The 26,951-nt window shown below is 67.5% G+C and carries 20 protein-coding genes and 1 pseudogene; 13 read left to right on the plus strand and 8 right to left on the minus strand.

What is annotated here, in order from left to right; all coding sequences use genetic code 11:
• The 3 genes from AB4Z55_RS06065 to dmpG are packed head-to-tail and all read left to right on the plus strand — an operon-like array spanning position 1 to position 2,818.
• The gene (locus AB4Z55_RS06065; RefSeq protein ID WP_239401371.1) at positions 1-828 is read left to right on the plus strand and encodes a 2-keto-4-pentenoate hydratase; all 828 of its coding nucleotides are present in this window, start codon (positions 1-3) and stop codon (positions 826-828) included.
• Positions 825-1,799 (plus strand): acetaldehyde dehydrogenase (acetylating), encoded by a 975-nt coding sequence (locus AB4Z55_RS06070; protein WP_238418859.1) that lies wholly within the window; start codon positions 825-827, stop codon positions 1,797-1,799. The genes AB4Z55_RS06065 and AB4Z55_RS06070 overlap by 4 nt, the downstream gene beginning before the upstream one ends.
• On the plus strand, positions 1,796-2,818 hold the full coding sequence (gene dmpG / locus AB4Z55_RS06075; RefSeq protein ID WP_238418858.1) for a 4-hydroxy-2-oxovalerate aldolase: 1,023 nt from the start codon (positions 1,796-1,798) through the stop codon (positions 2,816-2,818). Before AB4Z55_RS06070 ends, dmpG begins: the two co-directional genes overlap by 4 nt.
• A 164-nt stretch (positions 2,819-2,982) precedes the next feature.
• On the opposite strand, the gene AB4Z55_RS06080 is transcribed toward dmpG, so the two are convergent.
• The 6 genes from AB4Z55_RS06080 to AB4Z55_RS06105 are packed head-to-tail and all read right to left on the minus strand — an operon-like array spanning position 2,983 to position 9,682.
• A complete protein-coding gene (locus AB4Z55_RS06080; protein ID WP_239401373.1) occupies positions 2,983-4,017 on the minus strand; it encodes a ferredoxin--NADP reductase in 1,035 nt (344 codons plus the stop codon).
• Positions 4,014-4,727 (minus strand): TetR/AcrR family transcriptional regulator, encoded by a 714-nt coding sequence (locus AB4Z55_RS06085; RefSeq protein WP_239401375.1) that lies wholly within the window; start codon positions 4,725-4,727, stop codon positions 4,014-4,016. The genes AB4Z55_RS06080 and AB4Z55_RS06085 overlap by 4 nt, the downstream gene beginning before the upstream one ends.
• Entirely contained in the window at positions 4,727-6,205 is a 1,479-nt protein-coding gene (locus AB4Z55_RS06090; protein WP_239401377.1) for a pyruvate, phosphate dikinase, read from the minus strand. Before AB4Z55_RS06090 ends, AB4Z55_RS06085 begins: the two co-directional genes overlap by 1 nt.
• An 11-nt stretch (positions 6,206-6,216) precedes the next feature.
• The gene (locus tag AB4Z55_RS06095; protein WP_354561259.1) at positions 6,217-7,035 is read right to left on the minus strand and encodes an SDR family oxidoreductase; all 819 of its coding nucleotides are present in this window, start codon (positions 7,033-7,035) and stop codon (positions 6,217-6,219) included.
• A complete protein-coding gene (locus tag AB4Z55_RS06100) occupies positions 7,032-8,486 on the minus strand; it encodes an aldehyde dehydrogenase family protein (protein ID WP_354561257.1) in 1,455 nt (484 codons plus the stop codon). The genes AB4Z55_RS06095 and AB4Z55_RS06100 overlap by 4 nt, the downstream gene beginning before the upstream one ends.
• Positions 8,483-9,682: a cytochrome P450 gene (locus AB4Z55_RS06105; RefSeq protein ID WP_354561256.1), complete on the minus strand. Its 1,200-nt coding sequence runs from the start codon at positions 9,680-9,682 to the stop codon at positions 8,483-8,485. Before AB4Z55_RS06105 ends, AB4Z55_RS06100 begins: the two co-directional genes overlap by 4 nt.
• 165 nt (positions 9,683-9,847) lie before the next feature.
• On the opposite strand from AB4Z55_RS06105, the gene AB4Z55_RS06110 reads away from it, so the two are divergent.
• Together AB4Z55_RS06110 and AB4Z55_RS06115 are read left to right on the plus strand one after the other, a co-directional pair.
• Positions 9,848-11,446 (plus strand): AMP-binding protein, encoded by a 1,599-nt coding sequence (locus tag AB4Z55_RS06110; protein ID WP_369519381.1) that lies wholly within the window; start codon positions 9,848-9,850, stop codon positions 11,444-11,446.
• Positions 11,443-12,072 carry a MarR family transcriptional regulator gene (locus tag AB4Z55_RS06115; RefSeq protein WP_369519382.1) on the plus strand — a complete coding sequence of 210 codons (630 nt, stop codon included), beginning with the start codon at positions 11,443-11,445 and terminating at the stop codon, positions 12,070-12,072. The genes AB4Z55_RS06110 and AB4Z55_RS06115 overlap by 4 nt, the downstream gene beginning before the upstream one ends.
• A gap of 126 nt (positions 12,073-12,198) precedes the next feature.
• Here AB4Z55_RS06115 and surE read toward each other — a convergent pair whose 3' ends face one another.
• The gene (gene surE / locus AB4Z55_RS06120; RefSeq protein ID WP_239401389.1) at positions 12,199-13,002 is read right to left on the minus strand and encodes a 5'/3'-nucleotidase SurE; all 804 of its coding nucleotides are present in this window, start codon (positions 13,000-13,002) and stop codon (positions 12,199-12,201) included.
• Between the two features lie 272 nt (positions 13,003-13,274).
• Between surE and AB4Z55_RS06125 the strand changes: the two genes are divergently transcribed.
• The 5 genes from AB4Z55_RS06125 to AB4Z55_RS06145 all read left to right on the plus strand — a co-directional run bounded on the left by AB4Z55_RS06125 (position 13,275) and on the right by AB4Z55_RS06145 (position 18,750).
• Complete coding sequence (locus AB4Z55_RS06125) at positions 13,275-15,008, plus strand: PEP-utilizing enzyme (RefSeq protein ID WP_369519383.1); 1,734 nt, start codon at positions 13,275-13,277, stop codon at positions 15,006-15,008.
• Positions 15,009-15,098: 90 nt separating this feature from the next.
• Complete coding sequence (locus AB4Z55_RS06130; RefSeq protein WP_239401393.1) at positions 15,099-16,193, plus strand: ecdysteroid 22-kinase family protein; 1,095 nt, start codon at positions 15,099-15,101, stop codon at positions 16,191-16,193.
• Complete coding sequence (locus AB4Z55_RS06135) at positions 16,186-17,271, plus strand: TIGR03857 family LLM class F420-dependent oxidoreductase (RefSeq protein ID WP_239401395.1); 1,086 nt, start codon at positions 16,186-16,188, stop codon at positions 17,269-17,271. The genes AB4Z55_RS06130 and AB4Z55_RS06135 overlap by 8 nt, the downstream gene beginning before the upstream one ends.
• Positions 17,272-17,299: 28 nt before the next feature.
• Positions 17,300-17,656: a hypothetical protein gene (locus AB4Z55_RS06140; RefSeq protein ID WP_238418845.1), complete on the plus strand. Its 357-nt coding sequence runs from the start codon at positions 17,300-17,302 to the stop codon at positions 17,654-17,656.
• Positions 17,653-18,750 (plus strand): aminoglycoside phosphotransferase family protein, encoded by a 1,098-nt coding sequence (locus AB4Z55_RS06145; protein ID WP_369519384.1) that lies wholly within the window; start codon positions 17,653-17,655, stop codon positions 18,748-18,750. Before AB4Z55_RS06140 ends, AB4Z55_RS06145 begins: the two co-directional genes overlap by 4 nt.
• Positions 18,751-18,835: 85 nt before the next feature.
• Here the strand turns inward: AB4Z55_RS06145 and AB4Z55_RS06150 are convergent.
• Positions 18,836-19,701: pseudogene (locus AB4Z55_RS06150) on the minus strand (polysaccharide deacetylase family protein).
• A gap of 107 nt (positions 19,702-19,808) precedes the next feature.
• On the opposite strand from AB4Z55_RS06150, the gene AB4Z55_RS06155 reads away from it, so the two are divergent.
• The 3 genes from AB4Z55_RS06155 (at position 19,809) to AB4Z55_RS06165 (ending at position 26,903) form a co-directional block, all read left to right on the plus strand.
• Positions 19,809-20,174 (plus strand): MerR family transcriptional regulator, encoded by a 366-nt coding sequence (locus AB4Z55_RS06155; protein WP_004022323.1) that lies wholly within the window; start codon positions 19,809-19,811, stop codon positions 20,172-20,174.
• A gap of 42 nt (positions 20,175-20,216) precedes the next feature.
• Complete coding sequence (locus AB4Z55_RS06160) at positions 20,217-21,209, plus strand: isopenicillin N synthase family oxygenase (RefSeq protein WP_239401399.1); 993 nt, start codon at positions 20,217-20,219, stop codon at positions 21,207-21,209.
• Between the two features lie 198 nt (positions 21,210-21,407).
• Positions 21,408-26,903 carry a carboxyl transferase domain-containing protein gene (locus tag AB4Z55_RS06165; RefSeq protein WP_369519385.1) on the plus strand — a complete coding sequence of 1,832 codons (5,496 nt, stop codon included), beginning with the start codon at positions 21,408-21,410 and terminating at the stop codon, positions 26,901-26,903.
• Positions 26,904-26,951: the final 48 nt, after the last annotated feature.

A 26,951-nucleotide genomic window follows, 5' to 3' on the forward strand; every position in this document is an offset into this window, starting at 1 on the left:
ATGGAAGACGACGTGAGTAAAACTCTGAGAACCTCTGACCCTTCTGTGAGAAGGGCTGCGGAAGCACTACAGTCTGCGGCCGCGCGCCGGTCGCCGTGCCTGCCTGTTCGTGCCCTGATCGGTGTCGACGATCCCGACGTTGCATATGCGGTTCAGCAGCGGGTCGTCGCTGCTCGTGTGGACGCAGGTGCACGCATTGTCGGACGCAAGATCGGCCTCACCGCGCCGGTGGTCCAGAAACAACTCGGTGTGGACCAGCCGGACTTCGGAATTCTCCTCGACGACATGAGTTGTGCGGCGGGTGCCGTCGTGGCGCTGGACTGTCTCCTGCAACCGAAGGTAGAGGCCGAGATCGGATTCGTTCTTGCCGAGGATCTCGCGGAGGGCGACTTGTCCTATGAACAGGTACACGGCGCGGTGGCTTATGCCGTGGCAGCTCTGGAGATCGTGGACAGCCGAATCGCCGGGTGGGACATCACGTTCGCCGACACGGTTGCTGACAACGCATCGAGCGGTCTGTTCGTGTTGGGCGACGAACGACGCACACTCGGCGAGTTCGAGCCGCAGTCAGTGAATATGACGATGTCGGTCGACGGCGATGTCGTCTCGACGGGCACGGGTGCCGACTGTCTCGGGGATCCTCTCAACGCTCTGCGTTGGCTCGCAGTCACCGCTCGAGACTTCGGCCAACCGCTGCAGGCCGGTCAAGTCGTGCTCTCCGGTGCGCTGGGACCGATGGTGCCGGTCGCCGGGCCCTGCCATGTTCGCGCCGACATCAGTGGTCTCGGCTCGGTATCAACCACATTCGTGAAGGAGCTGGTGAGATGAGCACCACGAAAGATGCGACCGTCGCTGTCATCGGCTCGGGCAACATCGGTACCGACCTCATGATCAAAGTCATCAGGCTTTCGGAGAATCTGCAGATGGGAGCGATGGTCGGTATCGATCCTGCATCCGACGGACTCGCTCGCGCACAGCGTCTCGGGGTGCCGACGACGTCCGGAGGAGTGCGCGGACTCATCGATCTGCCGAACTTCTCCGACGTCGACATCGTCTTCGATGCGACGTCCGCCGGAGCCCACCGGCTCAACGCCGAGTTGCTCGCTCCCTTCGGCAAGCGGCTGATCGATCTGACGCCCGCTGCGATCGGTCCGTTCGTCGTTCCGGCGGTCAACCTCGACCAACACCGGCAGTCCGACAACGTGAACATGGTGACATGCGGCGGCCAAGCGACGATCCCGATCGTCGCCGCTGTGTCCGCGATTGCCCCGGTGTCCTACGCCGAAATCGTCGCGTCGATCGCCTCCAAGTCAGCTGGGCCGGGCACCCGCGCGAACATCGACGAGTTCACCGAAACCACGTCGAGCGCAATCGAATCGGTCGGAGGGGCCCGGCGCGGCAAGGCAATCATCGTCCTGAATCCCGCTGATCCACCGTTGATCATGCGAGACACCGTGTTTTGTCTCGCAGAACTCTCGGGCCCCGACCACGAGCGGGCAGTGATCGAGTCGGTGCACGCGATGGTCGACAAGGTGGCTGTCTACGTGCCGGGGTACCGGCTCAAGCAGGACGTGCAGATCACCGAGATCCCGGCCGACCAGCCCGTCCACACTCTGCTGCCTGCCGATGCGCCGCGGCCTACGCACCAGGTCAGCGTGTTCCTCGAAGTCGAGGGAGCCGCACACTACCTACCTGCTTATGCAGGCAATCTCGACATCATGACCTCTGCGGCGGTGCAATTCGCCGAAACCATCGCGGTTGACCTGGCGATGACCGAAGCCAAGGGAACTCTGCGATGACCACACAACTGTTCATTCAGGACGTGACGCTCCGTGACGGCATGCATGCACTGCGGCACCGGATCACACCGGAGAACGTCGGCATCATCGTCGCCGCACTCGATGCCGCCGGGGTCGACGGCATTGAAGTCGCCCATGGCGACGGACTGGCCGGCGGCAGCCTCAACTACGGCCCGGGAAGCAACACCGACTGGGAGTGGCTCGAGGCCGCCGCCGACAACCTCACCCATGCTCGTCTGACGACGCTTCTACTCCCGGGCATCGGCACAATTGACGAACTCCGCCAGGCATACTCCCTAGGCGTCCGGTCAGTACGGGTCGCGACCCACTGCACCGAGGCCGATGTCTCCGCCCAGCACATCTCCACCGCCCGCGAACTCGGCATGGACGTCTCCGGCTTCCTGATGATGAGCCACATGACCGACCCCGGAGAACTCGCGCGCCAGGCCAAACTGATGGAAAGCTATGGAGCACACTGTGTTTACGTCACCGACTCCGGGGGCAAGCTGACCATGGACGGTACCCGCGAGCGTGTCCGCGCCTACCGCGAGACTCTCGACCCAGCCACTGAGATCGGAATCCACGCGCACGAGAATCTCTCGCTGTCGGTGGCCAATTCGGTGATCGCTGTCGAAGCCGGGGCAACCCGGGTCGATGCATCGTTGGCCGGACACGGAGCCGGCGCAGGTAACTGCCCCATCGAACCGTTCATCGCCGTCGCCGACCTGCACGACTGGAAACACAACACCAACCTGTTCGCCCTACAAGACGCCGCAGATGACATCGTGCGCCCACTGCAGGACCGTCCAGTACGAGTCGACCGCGAAACCCTCACCCTGGGTTACGCCGGGGTCTACTCGTCGTTCCTGCGCCACGCCGAAACCGCCTCGGAGCGTTACGGCATCGACGTGCGCACCATCCTGCTCGAAGTGGGACGACGAGGACTGGTCGGTGGTCAAGAAGACCTCATCGTCGACATCGCACTCGACCTGCAGAACCGCGTTGCCGTCGGCAACTGACACCCCGCCCTGTGGCGCCACTGTCCCCCACAGAATCGCTCGAAGGCCGACGGGTCTCGCTAGATCGGGTCGCCGGGAATACGGTGCAGGCTTATCTGGCAGTGGAATACATCATCGGCGCGGTGTAGCGCTCGGGGCCGATGCGATGTATCCGGGGTGTGGCTTCAGTCGAACTCGATCGTGACCGGGCCCTTCGGGGTCGCCTGACAGGTCAGCAGGTATCCGTCGTCGATGTCTTCGGATTCCAGCGCGATCCCGTTGCCGTGGTCGACGTCGCCGGCGGTCAGTCGGGCCACACACGACCCGCAGTCACCTTCCCGGCAGGAATACGGTGCGTCGACGTCGGCGGCGAGCAGTGCGTCGAGCAGCACGGTGTCCGTGCCGCAGCGGACCGTGTGCACGTCGCCGTCGATGTGCACGGTGACGTCGTGGGCGCCACCCTCGTCGTCGTGCGTCGCGAGGGTGAACGGGTCGCCGGTCAGCGACACGTATCTCTCCACGTGGACCGCCTCGTGGTGCAGGCCGCGCCCGCGGAGGGTGTGCTCGACGAGGTCCATGAACGGTGCCGGACCACAGATGAAGGCTTCGCAGTCCTCGGTGCCGGCAACAACGTCGCCGATCGCGGCCGCGGTGGGTAGACCCCGGTCGGCCTCCAACCAGTGATGCACCACCAACCGTCCGGGATGACGCTCGGCCAGCTCGTCGATCGCGTCGGCGAAGATCGTCGACTCCCGGTCGCGGTTGGCGTAGAACAGGGTCACCGTCGTGTCGTGGGATTCGAGGGCCGAACGCAGGATCGACATCACCGGCGTCACGCCGCTGCCGGCCGCGAACAGGTACAGCGGGTGCGCCCAGGAGTGCGGCGTGAAGACCCCCGACGGTGGGATGACGTGCAGGGTCAGGCCTGGTTCGGCGTTGTCGCACAACCAGTTCGATCCGTAGCCGTCTCGGGTTCGCTTGACGGTGATCGCCGGGGCGGCGTCGACCCCGGGAGCGGTCGACAACGAATAGCTGCGCGCGACCGAGCCGGTCCGATCGCTCGGGATGCGCACGGTGATGAACTGCCCGGGTCGGTAGTCGCTGCCCGCGGGGAAGTCCAGCACGATCGTGCGTGCCTCGGACGTCTCGTCGCGGACCGCGGTCACGGTGACGTCGATCCCGAGGGTGCGCTCGACCGGCGAGGCGACGGAGCGGGTCATGCCGTCGTCCTGGAGGTGAGCGGGATGACCCGGTACCAGAGTTCGCCGAGCGCGGTCCCGAGAGCCTCGAGGCGCTCTCGTCGCGGGGTGCTGGCCGGCAGACCGACGTGGATGTAGGCCATCTGCTCGGTGGCGCAGCCCAGGGTCTCGGCGAGCAACTCGGTGTCACAGGCCTCGATGGTCCCGTTGGCGACGAGGCGGTCGAGCCAGCGCTCGGTGCGTCGCACGAAGTCGCCCCGCAGATTGAGCCAGAGCTGCTGGAACCCCCGGTTCTCACTGGCCGCGGCCGCCTCGCGGAGCAGTCGCAGCATGTGGCGACTGCGAGCGTAGGCCTGGAGATACGTGGTGTTGACCTCGATCAGCGACTGCAACTCGCCCTGGGCGCGATCGGGACGCAGTCGTGCATTGGCCAGTTCCAGCAGGGACGGGCGGAGCGCGGCGAGGAAGATGTCGTCGAGGCTGACGAAATGCCGATAGAAGTTGCCCTGCGAGATCTCCGCCCGGTGCGTGATGTCGGAGATCCGGGTGCGGGTGTATCCGTACTCGGTGAAGCACTCCGTCGCCGCCTTGACCAGTTTGTCGCGCGTCTGCTCACCGCGCTTGTTCGCGCGTTTGGCCGGGGCCGCGGTGTGATCGAGAAGGCCGGCTGCCGAGTAAGCAGCGTCGATCCCATCGTGCGCACGGGCGTCCGGTCCGGTGTCGGTGCTCATCAGGCCCCCTGCAGTGTTCGTGCGGTGATCAGCTCGGCCAGTGGGTGTTCGGGTGACAGCACGTCCGGCAGATACGACACCAGCTCGTCGACGTACTCGTCAGCGGAGGTGCCGGCACTGAGAACGTCACCGGCATAGACCTTTCCGGTCGTTCCGTCGACGGTGACCGTCTGCCCGGCGAGGGCGTCGGAGAGTCCGATCCCGCACCCGACCACGCAGGGCACCCCGATCTCGCGGCACACCAGGGCGGCGTGGGACGTCGTACCGCCGACCTCGGTCACGACCGCCACGGAATCGAACATCGCGGGCACGTCGGCCGGCGAGGTCGAGGGCCGGACGAGGACGACGTGCTCGCCGCGTGCCGCTGCGGCGCAGGCATCGTCGGTGTCGGTGTAGACGACGCCGACCGCGGCACCGGGGCCGGCGCTCGTGCCCGTGGCGAGGACGTCGGCCGCGGCGTCTGCCGAGTTGTTCTGCGACAACGACTTCGCCTGTTCGGGACTGATACGCGCGACGGCGTCGTCCCGGCTGATGAGGCCCTCGCGGACCAGGTCGACGGCGATGCGGACCGCAGCACGCGCGGAGCGCTTCCCCGAGCGGCATTGCAGCATGTAGAGCGTGCCGCTCTCCACGGTGAACTCGATGTCGACGAGATCGCGGTGTTCGTTCTCGAGCGTCCGCGCGATCGTGCTGAGCTCGGCGTGCAGGTGTGGCGAGTGAGTGCGGAAGGAGTCGATGGTCTCGGGCGTGCGCTCACCGGAGACGACATCCTCACCCTGCGCCCGGGCGAGCCACTCGCCGAACAGCTCGGGTGCGCCGGTGGCCGGGTCGCGGCTGAACACCACGCCCGTCCCGGACTGATCGTCGCGGTTGCCGAACACCATGGCCTGCACGGTCACCGCGGTGCCGCCGCCCTCGCCCAGACCGTGGTGACGTCGATAGGCTGCGACCCGTTCGTTGCTCCATGAACCGAAGACGGCGCCGATCGCCTCGCGCAACTGGTCGTACGGGTCGGTGGGTGGTGCGGCGGTGGCGTCGCCGAGCACGATGTCGCCGTATCCGGCGCGGAATCGCTCCCAGGTGTCACGGGCCCAGTCGGGGTCGCCGGTCGCCTCGGCCAGCTGTGCGACCAGCTCGCGGGTGAGGCCGAGATTGAGCACGGTGTCCATCATGCCGGGCATGCTCTGGGCAGCGCCCGAGCGCACCGAGACCAGCAGAGGGAACGGGCCGGCGCCGAAGACCTTTCCGGTCTGCTGCTCCAGGACGCGGAGCTGGGCGAGCACCCCCTCCCAGACGCGGGTGGGGAGCTGACCGCCTGCTTCGGTGAACTGGGCGCAGACGGGCGTGGTGAGGGCGAAGGCAGGTGGGACCGGCAATCCCAGCGACCGCATGCGGTTCACGCTGTAGGCCTTGCCGCCGAGCAGCTCTCGATCGGCCGGCGCGGTTCCGTCCAGTGCGAGGACAGCAGGTGTGGTCATGAGTGGTCCTTTCACTCGGCGATGTCGACCCGGCTACGGGGTCGGGACAGGGGAAGGGGGATGGCTGTGGCGCGCAGTGCGGTGAGTCCGCCCTCGACGGGTACGTCGATGCCGTTGACCCAGGCGGCGTCCGGGCCGAGCAAGAAGTCGATCACCGACGCCGACTCGGTCGCCGTGCCGTGGCGGCCGACCATCGACGCCGATCGTGCGATGGCCTCGGCGCCCATCGACTGTTCGAAGTCGGACAGGATCGGGGTCTCGGTGGGGCCCGGGCTGACCGACAGGGCTCGAATTCCCCGGGGCTGCAGCGACGCCGACAGTGCGACGGTCCAGTCGACGACGGCGCGTTTGGAGGCGTCGTAGGCGGCTGGGCCCTCGATCCGCACCTGAGAAATCCAGCTACGCAATTCTTCCCGGTCGCGAACCTCGAGCAGGCCGATGATGTCGTCGTGCGCGACGGTGTTCCGGTTCGCCGCGATCGAGGCGACGTTGACGATGGCGCCGCCGGCCGGCATCCGTTCGAGAGCCCGGAATGTCAGCGCCCGCAATCCGAGTGTGTTGACTGCCAATACGGTCTCGGCCGGTGCGGTGCCGGGGACACCGGCGACGTTGGCCAGCGCGTCGATGGCATCGGGCAGGTCCAGCGCGGCAATTGCCTCCAGGTCGGAGAGGTCGCACAGCAGGGTGTCGGCCCGCTCATCCGGGCAGTCGGCGATGTCGACGGCGATGAGTCGGGTGTCGGGTTCCCGATCGAGAATCCGCCGGACCAGGGCCAGCCCGATCCCCGAGGCGGCGCCGGTGATGACGACAGTGCGTGCGGGGACGGTCATGCCATCACCGCCATGATCTCGGTGAACTCGGTGATTCCCGCACTGCCCAGCTCGCGACCGTGACCGGACTTCTTGACCCCGCCGAAGGGCACGGTCGGTCGTTCGCGGGTACGAACCCCGTTGACCTTGACCTGGCCCACTTCCAGCTGCGTCGCGACCTCGAGCGCGTGATCCCGGTCGGCCGACCACACCTCTGCCGACAGTCCGTACTGGCTGTCGTTCGCCAGCTCGATGGCCTCTGCGACGTCGTGGTAGTACTGCGCCACCAGGACCGGACCGAAGATCTCCTCGCGGACCGCGGCGGCGGTGGGGTCGAGATCGCCGAACACGATCGGAGAGACGAACGAACGGGAGTCGCCGATGTCGAGTTGGCTTCCGGTGCCGGCGATCACCCGGGCGCCGTCCTGACGAGCACGATTGACATGGTCGAGAACTCGTCGGGCGTGCGCAGGGGAGGCGAGCGGGCCGTGAGTGGTCTCCGACGCGGTCGGGTCGCCGAACACGAAGTGCCCGAGTGCGGTGTCGATCAACGTCTCGATGCGGCCGGCGTGTGCGGCGGGCAGCACGAGGCGGCTCGTGGCGTTGCAGGCCTGCCCGGAGTTGACCAACCCGGACGCCAGCACTCGCGGTACCACGGCGTCGAGGTCGGCATCGGGCAGAACCACGGCGGGCGATTTGCCGCCGAGTTCGAGCGTGGTCCGTGCGAGCGACTCCACAGCTGCTGTGGCGACGGCCTTTCCACCGCGTACGCTGCCGGTGAACGACACGTGCGCGATGTCGGGATGCGACGCCAGGGCCTGCCCGGTCACCGGTCCCGTGCCGTTGACGATGGCGAAGGCACCCGCGGGTAGGCCGGCGTCGATGAAGCACCGGCGCACCAGCATCGCGTCGAACGGGGTGGCCTCGGAAGGCTTGAGCACCACGGTGCACCCTGCGGCGAATGCGGCCGCGACCTTGGCGATGATCTGGTGCACGGGCATGTTCCACGGAGTGATGGCCGCGACCACCCCGCCGGCCACCCGGCGCAGGATCGTCCCGTCAGAGGTCTGCTCCCAGGGAAAGCTCTCGGCGGCATCTGCGGTTGCCCGCAGGACCGTTGCCGGCAATGCCTGCTGTGTGACAGTCGAAAGCGTTATGGGCATTCCCATTTCATCGGTCACCATGGCCGGGATCCGATGGCTCGGCCGCTCGATGAGATCCGCGGTCGACCGCAGCACGGCAGCTCGCCGAGACGCGGGTGTCCGCGACCACCCCGGGAGTGCGGCGACCGCGGCGGCAACAGCTTCGTCGACGAGGGCTGCGCCCGCCTCATGGGTCACACCGATCTCGCGGTCGGTGAAAGGATTGACGACCGGGATAGGCGCGCCATCCGGGATCGAGCGACCCTCGATCAGCGCGGCCGGACCGACACCGGCGATCGTCGGGGGGTCGCCGATCGTGCCCATGCTCATCGGGTGGCCTCGATCCGGACCGGGAGCGTCTTGATACCGCGGAAGAAGTTGCTCTGCAATCGATTCGGCGTGTCCAGGACGGTGATGCCCAGTCCCCGCTCGATGATGCGGGAGAAGAACAACCGTGCCTCGAGACGGGCGAGGTTCGAGCCGAGGCAGGCATGCGCGCCCCATCCGAAGCCGACATGCTCGTTGGGGAACCGGTTGCCGATGAACGTCTCCGGGTCGTCGAAGGCGCGTTCGTCGCGGTTGGCCGAGCAGAACCACATCACGACCTTGTCACCTTCGCGGATCGTCCTGCCGTGCATCTCGATGTCGCGGGTGGCGGTGCGGCGCATGGACAGGACAGGCGAGACCCAGCGGACCATCTCTTCGACGACCACCCGGATCTTGGCGGGGTTCGCTCGCATGAAGTCCCACCACTGCGGATTCTCGGCCAGGACGTTGACGCCGCCGGACAGCAGATTGCGTGTCGTCTCGTTCCCGGCGACCATGAGGATCAAGTAGTAGGCGTCGAGGTAGCCGCGGGAGAGGGGTACACCATCGAGCTCGGCCGCGGTCAGCACACTGATCAGGTCGTCGGCGGGGCATTCCCGGCGCAGCTTCTCCAATCCGCGGAAATAGTCGAAGACCTCGTCGCGCGCCTTCACCGCGGTCTCCGGACCCTCTGAGTAGTCGGGGTCCTCACTGGCCATCTGGTTCGTCCACCGCAACAGGTTGGGGCAGTCCTCGAGCGGCGCGCCGAGCAGTCGCCCGATCATCACCAGCGGGAGCTGCGCGGCGACGGAGGCCACGAAGTCGATGTCGCCGGCGCCGGTGTGGGCGTCGAGCAACTCGTCGATGACCGCGGAGATGTCACCTTCGAGCGACTTGAGCTTGACCGGCCGCACGTGTGGCGTGACGATCCCCCGCAATTTGCCGTGCTCGGGCGGATCGACATGGTGAATACTGCGCGCGCCCTCACCCTCCGCGCGGCGACTCGCGATCTGCGTGCCCTGGGTGACGGTGAAGTCCTCGGCGTTGGAGGCGACGGCCTTGACGTCCTCATAGCGGGTGACCGACCAGAATCCACGGCCGTCGGGCTCGGCGTTCCAGTGCAGCGGGTCCTCGGCGCGCAGTCGCGCGAACATGTCATGGTCGACACCGGCCGCGAACGGGCGGAGGTCCATCAGGTCGATGTCGTCAGCGATGGTCATGTCTTCTCCAATGAACTCTCGTTTGCGACTGCATTTTCACTAAACCATAGTCTATGGTGTGTTGTGAACCACAACAGGATAAAAGTCTGAGATTGCCTACCTGCACCAATCGGTGATCACCGCCGGTGAAGGTAATGTGACATCTGATTCGCAAACAGGAGTGATGTGTACCCACCGTCCACCGCGCGTACCCGCCCCGACGCCATCGCCTATGTGATGGCGGGGTCGGGGGAGCGCATCACTTACGCCGAGCTCGATCGTCGATCGAATCGACTGGCCCGATTCTGGCAGTCCCGCGGCGTCGGCCCGGGCGACTCGGTGGTGCTGGTCATGGAGAACAGTCTCGCGTGGCCGGTGGCAGTGGCCGCCGGGATGCGCAGCGGACTGTATGTGACACCCGTGAACTGGCACCTCAAGCCGGCCGAGCTCGCCGCACTCATTCGCGAGGACCGGCCGGCCGCGATCGTCACCAGCGCGGCGCTCGCTGCCCAGGTCGTCGCCGCGGTCGGCGACTCGGTCGACGGCTCGGGACGGGACCAGACCGTGATCGTGTGCGCCGACGGCCCGGCGGACGGGTGTGTCGCCCTGGCCGACGCGCTCGCCGGCCAGTTGTCCGAGCCCCTTGAGCGTGAGCTGCTCGGTGCTCGAGTGCTCTACAGCGGCGGGACGACCGGACGGCCGAAGCGGTTCGCTCAACCGCTGCTCGGCGTGCATCCCGCGGACGCACCGCGCCGGCACTCGGGCCTCGTCGACGAACTCGGGGTCGGAGCCGACTCGGTCCTGCTGTCACCCGCCCCGAACTATCACGCGGCACCGTTCACGTTCCAGCTGATCACGCTGGCGGCCGGCGGCACCGTCGTGTGCATGGAGAAGTTCGACGCCGCGGGGGCGATGCGCGCGATCACCGAATACGGTGTGACGCACTCGCAGTGGGTGCCGACCATGCTGATCCGCCTGTTGAACCTGCCCGACCGGGAGACGATCGCGCTCTCCCCGCGGCATCGGGTGGCGTTCACCTCGGGCGCCCCGTGCCCTCCGCACGTCAAGGAGGCGATCTTCGAGTGGTGGGGCCCGGTCCTGCACGAGTACTACGGAGCATCCGAGGGCTACGGGCACACCTACATCTCGCCGACGGACGCGCGGTCGCATCCGGGGTCGGTGGGTCGACCGCTGGGTACCGCACGGGTGCACATCACCGACTCCGCGGGCGCGGACGTCGATCCCGGCGTCGAGGGCACGGTCTGTTTCGAGGCGGCCGGCGGACCCGACCGGCCGGCCGACGCCGCACGGCCGGTGTTGAAGCAGATGGGCGACATCGGATATCTCGACGACGACGGATTCCTCTACCTCGTCGGCCGTCGAGGTTTCATGATCATCTCCGGCGGGGTCAACATCTATCCCGAGGAGATCGAATCGGCTCTGCTGGCTCACCCGGCGGTCTCCGACGTGGCGGTGGTCGGCGTGCCGGACGCCGAGTTCGGCGAGTCGGTCAAGGCGGTCGTCGAGGTGCGCCCCGGCGCGTCGGTGAGCGAAGACGACCTGATCGCCCATGCGCGCGAACACCTGGCGCACTTCAAGGCGCCCCGGTCGGTCGAGTTCACCACCGACCTACCGCGCCTGCCCACCGGCAAACTCGACAAACGCCGACTGGTCGATCGGTTCGCCACCCCCGGGGCCGATGCCGATCCGCCGAGCGGACCGTCGTCGGCGCAGGAAGACCCGACGATGCCCACAGATCCATCCCAGCAAGGAGAACGAGTATGACGACCGAGACCTCCACCGCCCACTTCGACGTGCTGCATGCCCTCAAGGTGAAGGGGCTCGCAACAGACGACACCCTGACCGCGCTGACCGGCCACGATGCGGACGCCCTGGCCGTGACCATCGAACAGCTGGCGGACGCCGGATTCGTGATGCGCCGCGAGGGCGGCCGGATCTCGGGCACGATGATCACCCCGGCCGGGAAAGCCGAGTACGAGCGACTGTCCTCGGAACTCACGCTGAGTGAGTCAGAACGTGCCGCGGTGGACACGTTCCACGAGCGCTTCGGCCCGATCAACGGGGACTTCAAGAAGGTGTGCGCGTCGTGGCAGATCCGCCCGGACGAGACCCCCAACGATCACGCGGATGCCGACTACGACGCATCCGTCGTCGCCGAACTCGACCGAATCCACCACCGGATCGCGCAGGCGCTCGACGAGGTCGGCGCCGAGCTCCCGCGACTCGGCCGCTACCGGAGTCGGCTCTCGGCGGCCCTGGAGAAGGTGCACGGCGGTGACACCGCCGCATTCGCGCGCCCGATGTACGACAGCTACCACGACATCTGGATGGAACTCCACCAGGATCTGCTGCTGACCTCGGGTCACCAGCGTGGCGCGGGTGACGAGTAGGGACTGACGGGTCACCAGGTGTCTTCGACACGGCTCAACCAGCGGGAATGGTCGCACCCCCCGCTGGTCGAGCAGCGTCGACCGAGCGCAGCGAGGCCGCCGCGCCCGTCGAGGCCACCACCGGAGTCAGCGCAGTTGCGCCAGCCCGAACACGTCGTCCCGTGACATCGCCTGTCGCAGTGCGGTATCGGCGTCCGCCAGGGAGTCGTTGTCCGCGTCGACTCCGCTCAACCCGGACACCGAGACGTACCCGTCCGCGACCGCCGCACTGTCGGTTCCCTCGCGGAACCGGCCGCCGCGCCGCTCGTCGCGATTGATCAGCAGGCCACCCTCGGTACGGGACAACCGCAAGGTGAACATGCTCCGGTTCGCCAGAGGTGTCACCCGGATACCGCGCAGATCGGGGAAGTCGACGTCGGGGACGTTGACGTTCAATGTCATCGGGGTGGTGGGGGAGTCGGACATCCATCCGACGACGCGCTCGGCCACCGCTGCCGCGGTGTCGTAGCGGTGGTCTGGGGCGAACCCGCAGCTGACCGCGATACCGCTGACTCCGGCCACGCGCGCGGCCAGCACTGCGCCCACGGTGCTCGAGAACAGGATCGACCGCCCGGTGTTGTGGCCCTCGTTGATCCCGCTGACGACGAGTTCGGGCGGCGGCCCGAAGGCTCCGGCGCAGAACGCCACCACGGTCAGCGCCGGCGGACAGTCGAGAGCGAAGACCGGGGTGTCGCCGAGGTCGGGGATACGGTGCTCGGTCGTGGTGATCAGCGCACCGTCCTCGATCGTGCCGAGAGAACTCCCGCTCCCGCTCCGCTCGGAGCTCGGCGCGCCGACGACCACGTCGTGGTCGGCGGAGATCAGCGCGGTGGCCACCGCGATCAACCCATCGGCGTCGTAACCGTCGTCGTTGGTGACCAGCACACGCATCCGAACTCTCCTTTCGGCAGCCCGTCCAGTACCGCGCCGCCTGGATGAATAGTGACTCACTCATCACATATCTGTCCAGCCGCACTCGCGTGGCGGAGGTAAAGAGCGTGGACAGAACAGAGATCCTGCGACCCGAGTGGTTGACAACGTGAGTGGGATCACAGAATAATGTGACGCAGCGTTCGCTAACCACCGATGTGTGGTTGCGAGATGCAGAAGCGGGCCGAGGGACTCGGCCGCTCGCTCATGACCAACTGGAAGGACGCCCGGACATGACCGCCTGGCCGATCTCGAACGAGACCTCGAAACTTTTCCCGCTGTACTCTCGCGCCAACGTCGGCGAGATCTTCCCGGACCCGATCACCCCGCTGAACGCCTCCCTCGGGTTCCAGCACACGCTGGAACCCGGATGGCGCGACGCGTTCGTGGCATGCGGCGTATGGGACGACGACCTCTACGACGACGCGGTGGCGTTCAACATCCTCCCGGCGTTCGGCAGCTACCTCTACATCAACATGTCGTTGATGCGGCTGTTCGGCGTGCGGGTGCCCGGCATGAGTGCCGAGGCCGTCGACCTGCAGTACTTCGGGGACATGCCCGGCATCCCGAGTTACGAGAGCGAGAAACGCGACTTCGACGAAAACGCCGAGTACGAGGCGAAAGCCGGTGCCTGGCTCAATGAGCAGGTCCTCGGCGCCACCGACCTCGCCGCCTACGACACCGATCGCGTCGAGGTCGACGAGATCCGTCGCAGTCGGCCTGATCTGACCCAGTTGTCGGACAGTGAGCTCGTCGAGCGGATGAACTCGTTCGAGACCCTGCTCCGCCGGCTCTTCAAACATCACATCGAGGCCAGCCTGAAGTGCGGCGTCGGACTCGGTGCCATCGCGCAGCTCGCCGAGGCGGTCGGCAAACCGGAGCAGGCACTCACCCTGGTGGCCGGGCTGGGCAACGTCGACTCCGCAGGCCCCTCGCTGCGGATGTGGGAATTGAGCCGTCAGGCGCAGCATCCCGATGTCTCAGCGCTGTTCGATGCCGGCACCAAGGGGCTCTACGCCAAGCTCAAGGCCTCGGAGTCGCAGGCGGTCGGCGCGTTCGCCGCGCAGTTGGATGCGTTCCTCGCCGACTGGGACTTCCGTGGACCTGCCGAGTGGGAGATCCGCGCGATCACGTGGGGTGTCGACCCCGACCTCGCCCTGGCGACCATCGAGACGATGCGCGACGTTCCGGATGGGGAAGCGCCGGAGGCCAAGTCGGCGCAGCGAGCCGCCCAGCGCGACGCCGCCGCGGCGGCGATCCGTGAGATGCTCGCCGGCGACGCCGAGACCGCAGGTCAATTCGAGGCGGTGCTCAATGCGTCGGCTCTGTGGATGCGCGGCCGGGAACGCGGCCGCACCACGGCCGCGATGCTGATCCACGAATTGCGCTTGCCCGCACTCGAACTCGGCCGTCGCTTCGCGGACCGGGGTGCGATCGACTCGCCGCGTCAGATCTTCATGCTCTTCGCCGACGAGCTGGCGGGGTTCCTCGACGATCCGGCGTCGTACCGCGACGCTCTCGTCGAACGCGAGAAGGGGTACCTGGACCTGTTCGACCGCACGCCGCCGTTCGTCGTCGACGGCACCCCTGCGCCGATCTCCGAGTGGCCGCTGCGCTCGGAGTCGACCGTCGCCGCCGCATCCGCCGGTGACACCATCACCGGAGTTCCCGCATGCGGCGGTGTCGCACGCGGCCGGGCGCGGGTGCTGACCGAGGCCTCGGACCCGTCGGCACTCGAACCGGGTGACATTCTCATCGCGCCGATCACCGACCCGTCGTGGACGCCGCTGTTCGTCACCGCAGCCGCGGTCGTCGTGGACGTGGGCGCACCCTTCTCGCACGCCGCGATCGTGAGCCGCGAACTCGGCATCCCGTGCGTGGTGTCGGCCACCGAGGCGACTCGACGCATCACCGACGGCGCGACCGTCGAAGTCGACGGGACCGCGGGCACCGTCACCCTCATCTGAAGTCCCATCTCGCTATTCGACTCGGCCGGCCCCGAGAGAGCCAATCCCCTCGGGGCCGGCCGCTCCACCCGTGCGCACCCGAGGAGAGCGATGCACGCCTCTGATATCTGTCCCACCTGGCTCGACACCGTGCTCACCACCACCGGGACGAAGGACGGCACGGTGGCGATCACCGAGTTCGCCACCAGCCCCATCGGAACCGGACAGGTCGCGGACAGCATCCGGACGACCGTGAGCTACTCCGCACCCACGTCAGCCCCGTCGTCGTTCGTCATCAAGGTCACCTCCGACAAGGAACAGAGCCGCGCGGCCGGTCGCAGTGAGCTGAACTACCTGCGCGAGGTGCGGTTCTATCAAGACATCGCACCCAACCTGCAGGTGCGCGTCCCGCGTTGCCATCACGCTGAGATCGACTCCAACAACACTGAATTCGCACTTGTCCTGGAGGACCTGACGCCGGCCCGGCCGGGTAACCAGCTGGCCGGGTGCACTGTCGGCGAGGTGCGACTCGCGGTGGAGCAGGCCGCGGGCATCCACGGGCCCTACTGGGGATCGGCGCAACTCGCCGGTACGCCCTGGCTCGACATCTCCGACACCTACTGGGCCCGCTTCACCGAGATGATGCCCGAATGGTGGGCCGGTTTCGTGGACCGGTACCGAACCCGGTTGTCCGCGGCCGACATCGAACTCGGAACGGCGTTCACCGAGCGCATCGCCGACTACTACACCGCACTGCGTACGATGCCGTTCACCATCCAGCACGGCGACTACCGGCCGGACAACGTCCTCTTCGACGCGGGTGGCGGCGACGTACCCCTCGCCGTTCTCGACTGGCAGACGGTCATCTTCGCGCCCGGGGTCGTCGATGTCGCCTACTTCATCGGCGGAGCGCTGGACCCGGAGACCCGTCGGGCATCCGAAGCCGAGCTCCTCGAGCACTACCACCGAGGGCTCCTCGCGCACGGGGTCACGGATTACTCACTGGCCGAACTGATGCGGGACTACCCGGTCGGCACCTTCCAGAACCTGGTGATCGGTGTCGCCGCCGCGATGCTCGTCGCGCGATCCGAGCGGGGTGACGAGCTGTTCACGGCCATGGTGGCCAACTCGCTGGCGCACGCCCGCGACCACGATGCGCTCGCGCGGATCGCCGCACTGAGCGGGCAAGGGGCAGTTCATGTCTGACACCGCCGTCCGAGAAGGTCGACCGCAGGTCGCCGCGTCCTCGATCGGAACCGACCGACTGGGCTTCTACACGCTCGGCGGGCACGTCGACGACCCCCGAGAGATGTTGGGCGAGCTCGCGCACGCTGAGCGTCTCGGCCTCGGGCAGGCATTCATCTCCGAACGGCTCAACGTCAAAGAGGCGTGTGCCCTGTCCGGGGCGGCCGGAGCCGTCACCGATCGCATCGGGATCACCACCGCGGCAACCAACATCAACACCCGCCACCCGGCGATCACCGCGGCCTTCGCGACCACCATGCATCGCCTCACCCGTGGCCGCTTCACCCTCGGCGTCGGCCGCGGTCTGCGCCCCCAGATCGCTGGGCTCGGACTCGCGCACACGACCACCGCACAACTCGAAGAGTTCGCTCATCTGATGCGCAGACTGTGGCGTGGTGAGACCGTGACCGATTACGACGGGGCGCTCGGCAGGTTCCCGGCGATCAAACTCGACCCCGGTTTCGACGAGGACATCAAGCTGGCCACCACGGCCTTCGGGCCCGAGACCCTCGCCATGGCCGGTCGCGCCTACGACCTCGTCGTGCTGCATACGTTCTTCTCCGACGAGACCACGGCCAGGGTCGTACGCACCGTCAAGGACGCCGCGGCCGCGGCCGGACGCGACCCCGACTCGGTCGAGGTGTGGTCGTGCTATGCCACCGTCACCGACGAGCTCGACGAACAGGTCATCCTGAAGAAGACGGTCGGCCGGATCGCCACCTACCTCCAGGTCTACGGGGATCTTCTGGTGTCGACCAACCGGTGGGATGTAGCCGCGCTGAACAGGTTCCGGGAGTCCGAGGTGGTGCGCGAGCTACCGGGATGGGCCGATGCCGTCGGGGACACCGCCACGTTCGAACGTCTCCGCGACGTGATCCCCGCCGAGTGGCTCGACTGCGCGGCCATGGGGACGCCACGGCATTGCGCAGAGAGAGTGCGGGCGCAGTTCGACCTGGGGGTCGACGGCGTGATCATGCACGGCGCGACACCCACCGAGCTCGACAGCACGGTCTCCGAATTCGTCGCTCTCGGCAGTTGACCGACAGAATCCATCAGAAAGTCATCACATGAGCACTGGCGCAGTACGACTCGTCGAACGCTACGTCTACGAACTGTACAACGACGAGCAGATCGACCTGGTCGACGAGATCTGCGGCGACCCGATGACACGCCACGGGGCGGGCAGTATCCGGTCACTCAGCCGACGCGAGCAACGAGAGCGCATCGTCGCCGACCTCGCCGCGCATCAGCCGAAGTTCACCGTGGTCACACTCGTCGGCGACGAGATGTTCGCGTCCCTCACCTGGAACGCCGAACGTCTCACGACGGGCGAGCGTCTCTGCGGCATCGAGATCTTCAAAGTCCACGACGGTGTCATCACCGATGTGTGGAATCCCGACTACCTCGAAGGATCCTGGTCATGACGCTGACAACGCCGAAGCTCATCGACACCACCGACGACATCACCGCAGCCTGGATGGAGGAAGTCCTCTGCCACGCCGGCCACGACACATCGATCGCGGCGATCACGATCGAGCCGATCGGCGCGGGCAATGTCAGCGACACCGTACGGGTGAGTGTCGCCTATGCCAGGACGTCTCCCGGAGCGCCCGATGCGGTCGTGGTCAAGCTGAAACCCCGTGACCCTGATGTACACGCGCACGGATTGCGCAGTGGTGCATACCATCGCGAGATCGGCGCGTATGTCGACATCTCCGCGCGGAACGCCTGCCGGATCCCCTTGAAGTACTGGGTGGCCGGAGACGAGAGCACGATCAATCTGGTGATGGAGGACCTGAGTACGAGTGCCGTTGCGGGAAACCAGGTTCAGGGCGCGACCGTCGAGGACGCGACAGCGGTGCTGGCCGAACTCGCGAATGTGCACTCGGAGTTCCATCCGATGGACACCGCCACCGCGCCGGCATGGATGATCCGGCTGAGCGACGTCTGCGACTACTGGTCCGACGCGGCCGAACGCGGGGCGGGGCAGGCACTCACCCGGTTCGCCGATGACCTTCCCGACGACCATCTCGAGGCGATCCGTCAGGCGATCGAGCTCGTCCGGGTGTGGCACCTGCTCCCGCAGGAGCACCTCACCTTCACCCATGGTGATCCCCGCGTGGACAACGTGTTGTTCGAGTCGGTCGGAGACGTCCGACGCGCGGTCTTGATCGACTGGCAGGTCACCGGCCTCCGCAATCCCATGTACGACGTCGGGTACTTCATGTCGGGCAGTGTCGACGTCGAGGATCGTCGAGCGCACGAGCGCCGGCTGATCACCCACTACGCGGAGACCTTCGCGCAGAAGTCGACCGGCTACGACGAGGCGACAGCGCTGAGGGACTACCGCGTGCAGCTGCTCAGCGGCCTGTACATCACCCTGGCCGCGATCGACGTGCTCCCCGACAACGAGACGGTCAACACCCTCATCCTCGCGTTGCTGCGGCGGAACTGCGCCGCTGCGGTCGATTGGGACTCGGTGGCACAGGTGCGTGCACTGGCGGCGGAGTCGGCGTAGGCGCGTCGCGCACGGTCGCCGGTTCGTGCGGACCAGCCGCCACCCTCGCTCGGCAATGGGCCATGTGCGGGACCGGCGTCGGCCGTCAGGCCTGTGCGCGATACACATCGACGATGTCATCGGTCGTCGTGAGCCAGGCGTCGGGTTGGGCGGTGAGATATGCGAGCGCCTCATCGAGGTACCGGTGGCGGAACGGTTGGCCGATCACAAACGGATGCAGGGCGATCGGCAGTACCCGGCCACTCGTCGCGGAGTCCGCGCGGAGCTGCTCGTAGCTGTCGATGATCATCTGCAGGAAGTCCGGCCCGGTGAGACCATGACCGAACAACAGTAGGTCGTTGAGTTCGACCGAGGAAGGGACGCTGTACATCTCGGGAACCGTCAACGGGAATGGCTGGTCGTCGTGTGTCCAGTCCAGTACATAGGAGTAATCGAGCTCGGCGAGCAACTCCGGCGTCCGGTGCGTCTCGGTCAGGCCGGGTCCCATCCACCCCCGCGGCGAGCGGCCGGTCGCGGAACGGATGGTGTCGGTGATCTCGGCGAGTGCTCGACGCTCCTCGTCGACGGTGAGGTCGGTGTGGAGTTCAGAGTTGCTGCGTCCGTGTGCAAGCCACGTCCAATCACGTTCTACGCCGGCACGACGATCTGTGGGTGGGCATCCACGACGGAGGAGTTGAGCAGGACACTCGGTCGGACACCGTGCCGGTCGAGACACTCGATGGTGCGCCAGATCCCGACGCGCGGGCCATAATCGCGCCATCCGTGGTTCAGCGGATCCGGGGTCAGTTCGGTGGTACCCGGCCAGATGCTCGTCGACGGGCGGCCGAAGTAGAAGTGTTCGACGTTCAGACCGATGTAGACGGCGACCTTCTTGCCGTCGGGCCAACTGATCGGGTCGCGGTCGACGATGGGGCAGTACTCGTAAGGCGGCGCGGGAGTCGGGTTCGTCATGGCGCCGACCGTAAGACCTGACACGCATGTCAGGGTCAAGCGCGATCCGGCCGACGGTCCCCACCGGAACGGCGGGCCGCGCCTGGCCGGTTGCGTAAAACGGAGCCATGCGGATCGGGGAGCTGTCACGACGAACAGGGGTGAGCGAGCGGTCGCTGCGCTACTACGAGCAGCGTGGTCTGCTGGCTTCCAACCGGTCGGCCGGAGGGCAACGTGAGTACACAGAGGCCGCGGTGGACCGTGTCTTCCACATCCAGGAGCTCTACGCCGCCGGACTCGGCAGCCAGACGATGTCAGCACTGCTGCCGTGCATGCGCGACTCCGACGGTGGTCCTTCCGATACTGCGACGCCCGAGTTGGTCGAACGCCTCGCCGCCGAACGGGCTCGTATCGACGACGCGATACGTGAGCTGCGAAACTCTCGGGCCGTGCTCGACGACGTCATCGACGCCGCTTCTCGGCCCCGACCGTGAACTCGGGTGGCCTCGGCCGCCGACAGGAGTGAGGATGGCGTCATGACTGTGCCGGTGGTTGATCTGTCCACGGCCGACGACGCGCCGGAGGAATTCGCGGTGGCACTGCGCGAGGCTGCGCACACCTCGGGCTTCTTCTATCTGGTCGGGCATGGCGTCGGCGTCGACCGTCAGGCGGAGGTTCTGTCGACGGCGCGTGAGTTCTTCGCTCTGCCCGACGCCGACAAGAACGAGATCAGTCAATTGCAGAGCGCGCAGTTTCGCGGCTATTCACGGCTCGGTGGCGAGCTGACAAACGGGCAGGTCGACTGGCGTGAGCAGATCGATATCGGCCCGGAGCGCGCCGTCATCGATGGAGCGCAGGGGTATTGGCATCTGCAGGGCCCCAATCTGTGGCCCACGTCGATCCCGAGATTCCGGGAGGTCTTCGACGACTGGAGTGCCGCTCTGTCGGCTGTGGGTCTTCGGCTGCTGCGTCACTGGGCGTCGTCGCTGGGGGCCGAACCGACGGTGTTCGACGATGCCTTCGCGCATCTGCCCGCGACCTTGATGAAGGTGGTGCGGTATCCCGGCACCGCGAACAGAAGCCAGGGGGTCGGCGCACACAAGGATTCGGGCGTGTTGACTCTCCTGCTGGTCGAGCCCGACTCGGCGGGCCTCCAGGTGGAGCTGACGCCTGGACAGTGGGTGGACGTGCCGCCGATGGATGGCGCATTCATCGTCAACATCGGGGAGCTGCTGGAGGTCGCCACCGGCGGTTACCTGCGGGCCACCCGGCATCGGGTCCAGGCCCCCGCGCCCGGCACCGATCGCGTGTCCATCCCGTTCTTTCTCAATCCGGCCCTGGACGCGGTGGTTCCGATCATCGACCTGCCGCCCGACCTCGCGCGCCGGTCGCGCGGCGTCGAGACCGATCCCGACAACCCCATCTTCGCCACCTACGGCGAGAACGCCTGGAAGTCGCGTACGCGTGCTCATCCCGACGTCGCGGAACTGCATCACGGCATCCCGGCTCCCCAGCGGGGCTCCTCGTAGGGAGCATGCGAAAACCCGCTCTCCCGGCGTCCGGAACAGGTGCTTCCGGCCACCTTCCGACGCGCCGTACTCGCGCGTAGCGATTTGACTCGTAAGAATCACACCGTCGAACCACCCCGCGCGTCCCGGATCGCCACTGAGCTGGGTCGCCGCGCTGTACCGTACCTGCGGACCTTCAGCCGCACGACGACGACGTGAATGGAGTCGGTGTTGTTTTCTCGTATCGCCATCGTGAACCGAGGTGAAGCCGCGATGCGGCTCATCCACGCCGTTCGGGGCCTGTCGGAGGAGACCCGGCAACCCATCGAGGTCATCGCACTGCACACCGACGTGGATCGAAACGCCACGTTCGTGCGCGAGGCGGACGTCGCCTACGACCTCGGGCCCGCGGCATCGCGTCCCTACCTGAACATGAAGGTGCTCGAGCACGCGCTGCTCGAGACCGGTGCCGACGCGGCGTGGGTCGGCTGGGGCTTCGTGGCCGAGGACCCGCTGTTCGCGGAGCTGTGCGACCGGATCGGCGTCACCTTCGTCGGGCCGTCGGCCGAGGCGATGCGCAAGCTCGGCGACAAGATCGGCGCCAAGCTGATCGCCGAAGAGGTGGGCGTCCCCGTGGCGGCGTGGAGCCGCGGCGGTGTGGACACCCTCGACGAGGCGGTGGCCGCGGCAGCCGAGATCGGCTACCCGTTGATGCTGAAGGCGACCGCGGGCGGTGGCGGCCGCGGCATCCGGAAGGTCACCAGCGACGCCGATCTCCGCGACGCCTACACCCGCACCCGCGAGGAGGCCGAGCGCGCCTTCGGCAGCGGCGTGGTGTTCCTGGAACGTCTCGTGACCGGCGCGCGTCACGTCGAGGTCCAGGTCATCGCCGACGGTCAGGGCACGGCCTGGGCGCTGGGCGTGCGTGACTGCTCGGTCCAGCGCCGCAACCAGAAGATCATCGAAGAATCGGCGTCGCCGGTCCTCCCCGCGGACCGGGTCGCCGAGCTCAAGGCCTCGGCGGAGCGGCTCGCCGTCGCCGTGGGTTACCGGGGCGCGGCCACCGTCGAGTTCCTCTACCACCCGGGCGAGAATCTCCTCGCGTTCCTCGAGGTCAACACCCGTTTGCAGGTGGAGCACCCGATCACCGAGGCGACCACCGGCTTCGACCTGGTGCGCGCGCAGCTGCACGTCGCCTCCGGCGGACGGCTCGAGGGTGCGGCACCGAGCGAGCGCGGACACGCCATCGAAGCCCGCCTCAACGCCGAGGATCCCGACCGCGACTTCGCGCCCGCACCCGGTCGCATCGACCTGCTCGAGCTGCCCGCGGGACCGGGTATCCGCGTCGACACCGGTGTGAGCGAGGGCGACACCATCCCCGCCGACTTCGACTCGATGATCGCCAAGATCATCGCCTACGGCCGCGATCGCGACGAGGCGCTCGGCCGTCTGCGCCGGGCCATCCGCGAGACCCGCGTCATCATCGCCGGCGGCGCGACCAACAAGAGCTTCGTGCTCGAGTTGTTGGATCAGCCGCAGGTGATCGACGGCAGCGCGGACACCGGCTGGATCGACCGCGTGCGCGCCGAGGGCGGCCTCGTCGCCAACCGGCACTCGGCGATCGCTCTCATCGCCGCCGCGATCGACGCCTACGAGGAAGAGGAACTCGTCGAACGGCAGCGCCTGATGTCGACGGCCTCCGGTGGCCGCCCGCAGGTGCAGCACGAGAGCGGGCGCCCGCTCGACCTCAAGCTGCGCGGCGTCGCCTACCGCGTGCGTGTCGCCGCCATCGGTGCTCATCGCTTCCGGGTCGTCATCGAGGCGCCGGGGGAGACCCGCACCGCCGACGTCGACCTGGAGCGTTTCGACGACCACGCCGCGCAGCTCGTGGTGAACCGGGTCCGCTACCGCCTGCTCACCGACACCCATGGACCGATCCACCTCGTCGACGTCGACGGGGTCACCCACCGCGTCAGTCGCGACGAGGGTGGTGTGGTGCGCTCGCCCGCACCCGCGCTCGTCGTCGCCACACCGATCCAGGCCGGCGACGAGGTCGAGGCCGGCGCTCCCATCCTGGTGCTCGAGAGCATGAAGATGGAGACCGTGCTGCGTGCCCCGGTGCGCTCGCGCGTCAAGGAGTGCGCCGTGTCGGTCGGCACGCAGGTCGAGACCGGCGCCACCCTGATGCGGCTGGAGCCGCTGGCCGATGAGGGAGACGAGGTCGAAGAGGAAGTCGGTGCGACCGTCGACCTCGAACTGCCGGAGGAGCCGCAGGTCGACCCGACCGAGCGGACCACCCGTAGCCAGGAGGACCTCCGCAGCCAGCTGCTCGGCTACGACGTGGACCCGAACCACCGGACACGACTGCTCGACGAATACCTGTCCGTCCGCCGTGCCGCCATCGACAGCGGACGTCGACCGCTGGCCGACGAACTCGAACTCGTGACGGTGTTCGCCGACCTCGCCGAGTTGAGCCAGAACCGGCCGTCGAGCCACGAGGTCGGCGTCGAGCACGTACACAGCGCACGGGAGAACTTCCACACCTACCTGCAGAGTCTCGACGTCGAACGCGACGGACTGCCCGCGGCGTTCCACGATCAGCTGGGTCGCGCACTCGGCCACTACGGCGTCACCGAACTCGAGCGCACCCCCGAGCTCGAAGCCGCCGTCTTCCGGATCTTCCTCGCGCTGCAGAACCCGAACGACTCCGCCTCGGTGATCAGCGCGTTGCTGCTCGAATGGCTCGACGAGCCGACCCCGCGAGACGAACTGCGCGAGGCGGTGGGCACCGCCCTCGACCGCCTCGTCGCCGCGACCCAGGTCCGCTTCCCGGCCGTCTCCGACCTCGCGCGCGGCGTCATCTACGCCTGGTACGGACAGCCGCTGCTGCTGCGCGACCGCGCACGCGTGTACAGCAACGTGCGCAAGCAGCTGAAGTATCTCGACGAGAATCCCGACGCCGCCGACCGTACGAGCCGCATCGACGACATGGTGCGCAGCACCGAGCCGCTCGTCCGGCTGCTCGGCCAGCGCATCGAGCGGCACGCCGACAACACGGTCATGCTCGAGGTGCTGACCCGGCGCTACTACGGCAATCGCGGCCTCTCGGACATCCGGATTCGTGAGGCCGGCGGCGCGACCTTCGTGGTCGCCGAGCGCGACGCAGGCAACATCGCCTCGGCCGCAGTCGGTTTCGATGCGCTGCCCGCAGCCATCGGCGGACTCGCCGAGCTCGCTCGCGAGACCGCGGCCGTCGACGCGGACATCTATCTCGCCTGGGAGCAGCAGCCCGACGACTTCGACGTCCTCGCCGGGACGCTGCATGACATCGTCGCCACGAGTTCGCTTCCGCCGCAGGTGCATCGCGTCACCATCACGGTCGCGGGCAGCGCCGACGCCCGGATGCACCACCACGTCACGTTCCGGCCGTCGGCCACCGGTATGGCCGAGGAACGTCTGATCCGGGGCCTGCACCCCTACATCGCACAGCGGATGCAGATGGAGCGTCTGCGCAAGTTCGACCTCACCCGCCTGCCCTCGTCGGACGACGAAGAGGTGTACCTCTTCCGTTGTGTCGCACGGGAGAACCCGTCCGACCGGCGACTCGTCGCCTTCGCCCAGGTGCGTGACCTGACCGCCTTGCGCGAGCAAGACGGCCGATTGCTGACGCTGCCGACCGCCGAAGCCGCGCTCGCGTCGTGCGTCGACTCGATCCGGCGTGCGCAGCGCGGCTCCACCAACCTGTCGAGCGCCAACCGGATCATCATGTACGTGTGGCCGCCGATCGACGTCGACGCCGACATCCTGGATCTGATCGCCGATCACATCAGCGGCACGACGCAGGGCGTCGGACTCGAAGAGGTCCAGCTCATCGCGCGCCGCCGCGACCGCGACACCGGTGAGTTGAGCAAGGTCTCGGTGCATTTCTCGGGCAACCCCACCGGCGGATTCGACGTCCGGGTCGTCGAGCCGAGCGACGAGCCCATCGAGCCGGTCGACGAATACCGGCAGAAGGTGCTGCGCGCGGCGAAGCGCAACACCGTCTACCCGTACGAATTGGCGGCCATCCTGGGCGATTTCACCGAGTACGACCTCGACGCCGAGCAGCGACTGGTGCAGGTCGACCGCCCCAAGGGTCGCAATTCGGCCGCGATCGTCGCCGGTGTGGTCACCACACCCACCGAGAAGTACCCGCGCGGCGTGACCCGTGTGGTCCTGCTCGGCGATCCGACGAAATCGCTGGGCGCGCTTGCGGAACCGGAGTGCAGTCGGCTGGTGGCGGCGCTCGACCTCGCCGAGCAGATGCAGGTCCCGCTCGAGTGGTACGCACTCTCGTCGGGCGCGCGGATCTCCATGGACTCCGGTACGGAGAACATGGACTGGATCGCCCGGGCGCTGAAGCGGATCGTCGAGTTCACGCAGGACGGCGGCGAGATCAACATCGTCGTGGCCGGCATCAACGTGGGCGGGCAGCCGTACTGGAACGCCGAGGCGACGATGCTCATGCACACCAAGGGCATCCTGGTGATGACCCCGGAGTCGGCGATGGTGCTGACCGGCAAGCAGTCGCTGGACTTCTCCGGAGGTGTGTCGGCCGAGGACAACTTCGGCATCGGCGGTTACGACCGCGTCATGGGCCCCAACGGCCAGGCGCAGTACTGGGCGCCGAACCTCGGTGCGGCACGGGACCTCCTGATGGCTCACTACGAGCACACCTACGTGCTGCCGGGCGAGCAGACGCCGCGCCGCGCGATCACGAGCGACCCCGTCGACCGTGACATCTCCGACTACCCGCACGTCCTCGCGGGCAGCGATTTCACCACCGTCGGGCAGATCTTCTCGGCGGCCTCCAACCCGGATCGCAAGAAGCCGTTCGACATCCGCACCGTGATCCGCGCCGTCGCCGACCAGGATCACCCGGTGCTCGAGCGCTGGGCGGGCATGGCCGACGCGGAGACCGCGGTGGTGACTGATCTGCACATCGGCGGAATCCCGGTGTGTCTCTTGGGTATCGAGTCACGGGAGGTGCCGCGCCGCGGTTACACACCGACCGACGGTCCGGACACCTACACCGCCGGCACGCTGTTCCCGCAATCGTCGAAGAAGGCGGCGCGCGCGATCAACGTGGCCAGCGGCAACCGACCACTCGTGGTGCTGGCGAACCTGTCCGGGTTCGACGGATCGCCGGAGTCGCTGCGCAAGCTGCAGCTGGAGTACGGTGCGGAGATCGGCCGTGCCATCGTGAACTTCGAAGGCCCCATCGTGTTCTGCGTGATCTCGCGCTACCACGGCGGCGCGTTCGTGGTGTTCTCGAAGGCCTTGAACCCCAACATGACCGTGCTCGCGATCGACGGTTCGTTCGCCTCCGTGCTGGGTGGTGCGCCGGCGGCCGCGGTCGTCTTCGCCGGCGATGTGGCCAAGCGGGTGAGTGCCGACGCGCGGGTGCGCGAACTCGAGGCCGAGACGGCACAGGCCACCGGTCCGGACCGCTCGCGGCTCAACGCCGAACTGGCCGACCTCCGACAGTCGGTGCGCGCGGAGAAGATCAGTGAGATCGCCGCCGAGTTCGACTCGGTGCACAGCATCCGCCGTGCCGTCGAGGTCGGCTCGGTCGACGCGGTCATCCAGGCCGACGAGCTCCGGCCCCAGATCATCGGCGCGATCGAGAAGTCGCCGGCGTGGGGCAAGCAGGACTCGCGGGTGGCCAGCTCGTAGCGGCCTGCTCCGCGACCTCTGCTCCCTGAGGTGAAGTGAGGTGCCCCT

Source organism: Gordonia sp. ABKF26 (genome assembly GCF_041103195.1).
Classification (GTDB): domain Bacteria; phylum Actinomycetota; class Actinomycetes; order Mycobacteriales; family Mycobacteriaceae; genus Gordonia; species Gordonia terrae.